Raw genomic sequence first — 6434 nt, 5'->3', positions numbered from 1 at the left:
TAAGTCTAGATGAGCTATGAGTTAGAGTTCTTACCAAGTGCTTTAAAAGAGTGGCAAAAGCTTGACAATAGCATAAAGGTGCAGTTTAAAAAGAAGCTAAGTGAGCGTCTAGAAAACCCAAAGGTTGTCAAGGACAAGCTACGAGGCTATGAAGATGTCTACTTGAGATAAAATTTATTTATCAGTAAAAATAAAAGCAAATTTATAGAAAGCATCTTGTAAAATAAAACAATCCTGAAAAAATGTACCGCTTTTTATAAAAACTGTACCATACTTTTAGGAAATTTTAAAGAAAGGGAAAGAACAAAAGCATCACTGCTAGTGCCTAAAATAGGATGTTTTGGTGTCAAAGGGGAGACTTGAACTCCCGACCTCCGGCTTATGAGGGTTTAAAAATAAACCTTGTGTAGGCACCAAAAAGACGGCATACAGCCAGTTTTACACTAGATATCTGCTACATTTTGCTACAAAGTTATATTGCATAGGTAACAAAGATGCAATATCTAGTCAAACGAAATGGCATATACTACTTTAGAGTAGCTATCCCACTATATTTGAGGCCTTATTTTGGTAATAAAACCGAATATATAACCTCCTTCCTCACAAAACGCTTTGATACAGCAAAAAATCGTGCTAAGATCTACTCTATAATTTTTAACGCGATCAAAAAGGCATGGAAGATGAATTTGAGCAGCGAACTTATAGAGCACTTGGTGCTTATGCTTTTAAAAGCCAAGGAGGCCAAAAGTATCAAAGAGCATGATATGCTTGGCAGATATATAAATTTAGATGGACTACTATCACTAAATTTGTTTTTAAAACAGAGTTTAAAAGAAGATAGCTTGCCCAGTGTGATATCAAAAGAGGTTGATGATATCTGCAAAAAGCTATCTTGCACTGATTCTCACACCAAAAAGCTTCTTGGCAAAAGAGTGCTTGAGGCAACGATAGATAACATAAATCACATATCATATAAGATGTGCAAAAATCAAAAGCTACTAAATGATAAGCAACAGACATTTGTGCCACTTGGTAAAAAGCACAAGAGTGCAAATTTAGATAATGGCACCAAAGACGAGATAGTAAAATGCGTTAAAGATAGTAACTTGCATAGCTATCAAGACGACATAGAGACTTTAAAAAGGCAGGATTTGGTGCTACCTTTTACTAAAAAGTCCTTAAAACACTCTATTTGTGAGCTAAGAGATGCTATAAATGAGCTAGCTAAACAAAAGGGAGCACTCACACAAAACGATATCCTAAGAATATTTGGTTGTGAGTTATCACCAGATGGAGACAATGAACTAAGTGATGATCTAAAATTTGGATATGGAAATTTAAATGATCCTACCTTTGGTGGTCAGGTAAAGCTATATAAGGCAGATAAATATGAAGATAAGGGCATAGTTTTAAGTGACATTGAGGCTAAAGACCTTGCGATAGATGATACAAGTGATGCTAGTGGCATGACTTTCAATGAAGCTATAAATTTCTTTCAAAAGCTCTTCTCAAATAGAGCTAGAAGCTTTAAATCACAGCTAGTCTCATCTACTAAAAGCGAGAGCAAAGCTGACATGGTCACGCTAAAGAGTGCATTTGAAAACTATGTATCAAACACGAGTATTTCAAACAACTGGAGTGATAGCACATTTGGTCTTGTTAGACATGTAGGACGGCTAATGTCTATGAAATTTGGTGATGGGCTAGATATCAAAAAGATAAAAAGAGATGACTTGCTAAATTTCAGAAATATTTTGCTACAACTACCAACCAAGCTCTCTCAAAATAGTCTCTATAAAGATAAGAGCCTAGATGAGATCATAGCTTTAGCAAAGGATAGACCAAAAATTTCTAAATCAACCATCAAAAAGTATATTGTTAGAGTTAGTGAGTTTTTTAAATACTGCTACGATAGCGACTATATAGATAAGAACCCAGCTATGGACCTACAAATAAATTTAAACCAGGATGATGTTACAAATAAAAACCCTTATGAAGATAGTGACGTAAACGCACTTTTGGATATTGTTAGTAAGATCAGGTCAAGTGGTAATACTAAAAGCCAAAGAATTAGTAAAGATGAGCTATTTTTCGTTACTCATATAGCAGCCTACTCTGGCATGAGACTAAATGAGATAATCCAGCTAAACACAGATGATATAGTTGAAAAATATAACATAGTATGCTTTAGTTTAAATACAAAAGTAGATGTAAAAACTGGTAAGAGCAAGACTTTAAAGACTAGAAACTCTGCAAGGATAGTGCCTATCCACTCTAAGCTAAGTAGGATTGGGCTGTTTGAATTTATAGAGAGTAAAAAGAAACTAGCTAAGCAAAGTGGTAAAGCAGTTAGGTTATTTAACTGTGACAATAAAGACTTCTCTGAATATTTTAGAAAGAAGATCAATACTCAAGTTATAAAAGATGGTGATAAGACAAGGACATTTCACTCATTTAGACACACATTCATAAACAAGCTCATTCAAAGTGGCCAAAGAGTTGAGCATATAGCTGCCCTAGTAGGACATGAACAACAATACAAGATCACCATGAATACTTATGGTGAACCAGTAACTCCTAAAATTCTAAAGGATCTAGTTGAAGAGATAAATTTTTATCAAGGAGGGGAATAGTGAGTGCTTTTTTAATTGTAAATGTATATAGCCATTTACAATAAAGAAGGGTTTATGGTTTTAAGATCAACCATATTTGTAGTCTATCACATACCTTTTTATGATATAATTGTATTGTATTACATAATTCAGGGATAAACTATGCTAGATCAACTTTTTTTAAAAAGCAATGACCTTATAAGGTTAAACAACCCTAAATTTAAAAGATATTTTATAGACTCCAAGGACTTATCTCATAGACTTATCGTTATTCTAGGGCAAAGAGGGATAGGCAAAACAACCACTCTAGCTCAGCTAGCTAGTAAAAACAAAAATAGTCTTTACTTAAGCCTAGATGACATAGAGATATCAAATGATATAACCTCGATTACAAGAGAGTTTGTTCTAAATGGCGGCAAATACCTATATCTAGATGAAATTCATAAAAGCAAAGATATATCGGCCGTATTAAAATTTGCCTATGATAATTTTAAAGAGTTAAATATAGTAGCTACTGGTTCATCTGCTCTTGAAGTGCTAAAAAGCTCTCATGATCTAAGCAGAAGAGCGATAGTATATAAGATGAGTGGAATGAGCTTTAGGGAGTATGCAGGGCTAAGATACGACATAAATTTAGAAGCAGTTGAGCTTACAAATTTACTCACAAACCATCAGGAGATGGCTGTTAATATCATTAATGCCTTAAAGCAAAAAGATCTAGCAGTTATTAAACTTTTTAGAGAGTATCTAAAGGTAGGCTACTACCCATACTATAATGATATGCCAAATGATACCGCCTTTTATCAGACCCTAAGACAAAGTATAGAAGCCACGATAGATAGCGATCTTTTAAGTATATATCCAAATTTAAACGGCAATACGGCAAGAAAACTAAAGATCTTAACTCATGCTATAAGCACAAACGTCCCATATCAACCAAACTACTCAAGCCTAAAATCGCTTGTTGATATAAGGGATGATAGGACGCTAAAAGAGTATCTTGCTATGCTTGATAGTGCTGGGCTTATAAGGCTTTTAATGAAAAATGAGTTAGCTATAAAAAATATGGATAAGGCAGACAAAATTTACCTTGAAAATACAAATTTAATGTATATAAATAGCCCTGATATAGGAAATGTGAGAGAGACATTTTTTGCCAATCAGCTTGGAAATATCACTGAAATTTACTCAGGCAAAAATGGTGACTTTATGGTTGGTAATAATTTTACCTTTGAAATAGGTGGAGCTAAAAAAGGCTTTGAGCAGATAAAAGATATGCCAAATTCATATATAGCAGCAGATGATATTGAAGTAGGGGTTGGAAATAAAATTCCACTTTGGCTGTTTGGGTTTTTGTATTAGGGATTTATGTATGAGCAAGATAAACCAAATAGAACAAGAGTTATCTCAAATAGATGCCTCAAAATTTCACAAATTGATAAATACATATTTATCCAAGAAGTTTTCTTTTATGATTCATTCAAACGGTACAAAAATAGGCGAAGATAAACCTATTTCAGGGACTCCAGATAGTTTTGTAGCTCTAGAAGATGGGAATTATATCTTTGTAGAATGTACAACGCAAAAATCAGATATAGTGTGTAAATTTTTAAAAGATTTGGAAAAATGTTTTGATGAAGCAAAAACCGGTATTGGTATCTCTAAAATAAAGAAAGTTATTTTAGCTTGCAATAGCGATATTAAGCCTAATGAATTAGAAATTTTACAAAAGTATTGTAATTCAAAAGATAAATTATTTTTTATAGGAATTTCAAGTCTAGCAAATGACTTGTATGCAAACTATTCTAAAATAGCATATGACTTTCTTGGTGTAAGCGTAGATACCGTGCAGATATTAGACGAGAGCGATTTTGTTGCGGAGTATGAAAGCGGCGGCTATGCTACACCGCTAAATACAGTACTTTGTTGTAGAGATAAAGAAGTGGCTAATATAGAGCTTGCTTTAAAAGACAGTCAAATAACATTTATAACAGGAAAAGCTGGAGTTGGAAAAACAAGATTAGCAATAGAGGTTGCACCTAAATTTGCTAAGGAAAATGGGTATAAATTTAAAGCCATTTTTAATAGAGGTGTCAATATTTACGATGATTTAATGGCGTATTTTAAAGTTGAAGATGAGAAATTTTTAATTTTTATTGATGATGTCAACAGGATTCATCAAGCACTTGGATATTTGTTTAACTCTTTTAACAAAAAAATTACAAATTCTCAAATCAAGATAGTTGCTACAGTTAGAGACTATGCTAAAGATATTATAGATAAAGTTCCAAGCAATATTGGTTACTCAGTTATTGAAATATAATCTATGCACAATATCTCAGTAAGTGAAATCATTGCTAGAAATTTTAAAAATATAGATCCTGTATATAAGGAAAAAATTGTAGAGATTTCACAAAATAATCCCAGAATGGCTTTTATGGCTTGTAAAATAGCTCAAAATGGATCTTTTGATGCTGTAAATAATACGTATGATTTATACAAAGAGTATTTTAAAAGTGCTGATAATGATATAAATATTTTTGGTGATATTGAGATTGAAAAAATAGTTGCGATAGTAGCATTTTTTAGAGTGATCGACAGGCAAAACGATAAACAAGTGGAAGTTATAAAACAAGCCTTTGAGCTTGATATTGTTGCTATTTGGGATAAAATAGAAAAGCTTCATAGATATGAGATACTTGATATGTATGAAAATAGTGTCATTAAAGTATCAGATCAGATACTAGCATCCTATCTTTTTTATAAGACTGTATTTGTGGATAAAAGCTTAAAAATAAGTAGTTTTATAGTAAATTTTTTCCCAAACCATTCAGGCAAAATACGAGATTTTTTAAATCAAATAATGCCGGTTTTTGATATCAATTTAATCTTAAAAGAGCTAAAAGATCCTGTAGATAGACTATGGATAGAATGCTCAGATAAATCATTATTGGTAGGGCATGATAACAATCCAATAATAGAGTTTGTAGAAAATTTTTGGTATCTAAAAGAATCAGAAATACTAGAAAAACTACATGAAGAGATACAAGATTTAGAACAAGAGCATATAGATGTAAATAGTATTGATATTTTTAAAGATAACGATAATAGATCAGATTTGGTACTAAATATACTTTCTTTGCTATCCAGAAGTAATGATGAAAGCAAACTAAAGATCACAATAGAATTAATAGTGATGTATCTAAATAAAAAGCCAAATAAAATACATGAAGTTATTTATACTTTGGTAAAAGATTTTGGATATGAGCTTAATAGCTATAGATATGAATACAAAAAAGAAAAGATAGTTATGGACAAGCTTTGGGAACTATCAAAAAATAGTGATACTTTGCTCTTAAAAAGACTATTTATTAGGATTGCCAGTGAGATGTTAGGCACTGACTTTCAAGATGCTAGATATCATGGTAGAACATTAAATTTATATAACCATACTCTTGTTCCAACACAAGCTTTGAATGATTTTAGAAAAACTATATTTGAAAGGCTTGATGAGATTTTTAAAAATAATTGTTTTTTGGCTGACTTGGAAAAATTTATAAATACATACTATCGAAAACCTAATATTTCAAATAGCATAGAAATAATAGAGCAAGATAAAAAATATATAGTAGATTTAGTTGTAAAATACTTTAATTCAAAAATTTATAAACATTGTAGAATAGTAAGAAAATTTTTATCTTTTTTGGATAAAAATAACATTACATATGATAAAAGTATACAAACTCTATTTAAGCATAGTTATTTTGATACAGATGATTTGTTGTGCGCAAGTCCTTATAAAATTTTTAAAGGTAACAATGT

4 protein-coding genes and 1 pseudogene are annotated in these 6434 nt (G+C 31.5%); all 5 read left to right on the top strand.

The annotated features are described in order from the left end of the window. The first annotated feature begins 9 nt into the window (after nt 1-9). Complete coding sequence (locus CYP84_RS05435) at nt 10-171, top strand: type II toxin-antitoxin system RelE family toxin (RefSeq protein WP_219809541.1); 162 nt, start codon at nt 10-12, stop codon at nt 169-171. A 323-nt stretch (nt 172-494) separates the two neighbouring features. Continuing rightward, a complete protein-coding gene (locus CYP84_RS05430; protein ID WP_103636913.1) occupies nt 495-2633 on the top strand; it encodes a tyrosine-type recombinase/integrase in 2139 nt (712 codons plus the stop codon). Between the two features lie 141 nt (nt 2634-2774). Then, complete coding sequence (locus tag CYP84_RS05425) at nt 2775-3974, top strand: ATP-binding protein (protein WP_103636912.1); 1200 nt, start codon at nt 2775-2777, stop codon at nt 3972-3974. A gap of 10 nt (nt 3975-3984) precedes the next feature. Then, the gene (locus CYP84_RS11035; protein ID WP_258033902.1) at nt 3985-4935 is read left to right on the top strand and encodes an RNA helicase domain-containing protein; all 951 of its coding nucleotides are present in this window, start codon (nt 3985-3987) and stop codon (nt 4933-4935) included. Nucleotides 4936-4938: 3 nt separating this feature from the next. Continuing rightward, a pseudogene (locus tag CYP84_RS11030) lies at nt 4939-6434 on the top strand (ATP-binding protein); the annotation flags it as partial.

Source organism: Campylobacter concisus, assembly GCF_002912425.1.
Lineage (GTDB): Bacteria > Campylobacterota > Campylobacteria > Campylobacterales > Campylobacteraceae > Campylobacter_A > Campylobacter_A concisus_AH.
Note: the sequence above shows the minus strand (reverse complement) of the source record. Positions and strands in the feature narration are given on the sequence as shown.

Coding starts and splice junctions, on each gene's coding strand:
- CYP84_RS11035 (WP_258033902.1), top strand. CDS start 3,985: ATGAGCAAGATAAACCAAATAGAACAAGAGTTATCTCAAATAGATGCC.
- CYP84_RS05435 (WP_219809541.1), top strand. CDS start 10: ATGAGCTATGAGTTAGAGTTCTTACCAAGTGCTTTAAAAGAGTGGCAA.
- CYP84_RS05425 (WP_103636912.1), top strand. CDS start 2,775: ATGCTAGATCAACTTTTTTTAAAAAGCAATGACCTTATAAGGTTAAAC.
- CYP84_RS05430 (WP_103636913.1), top strand. CDS start 495: ATGCAATATCTAGTCAAACGAAATGGCATATACTACTTTAGAGTAGCT.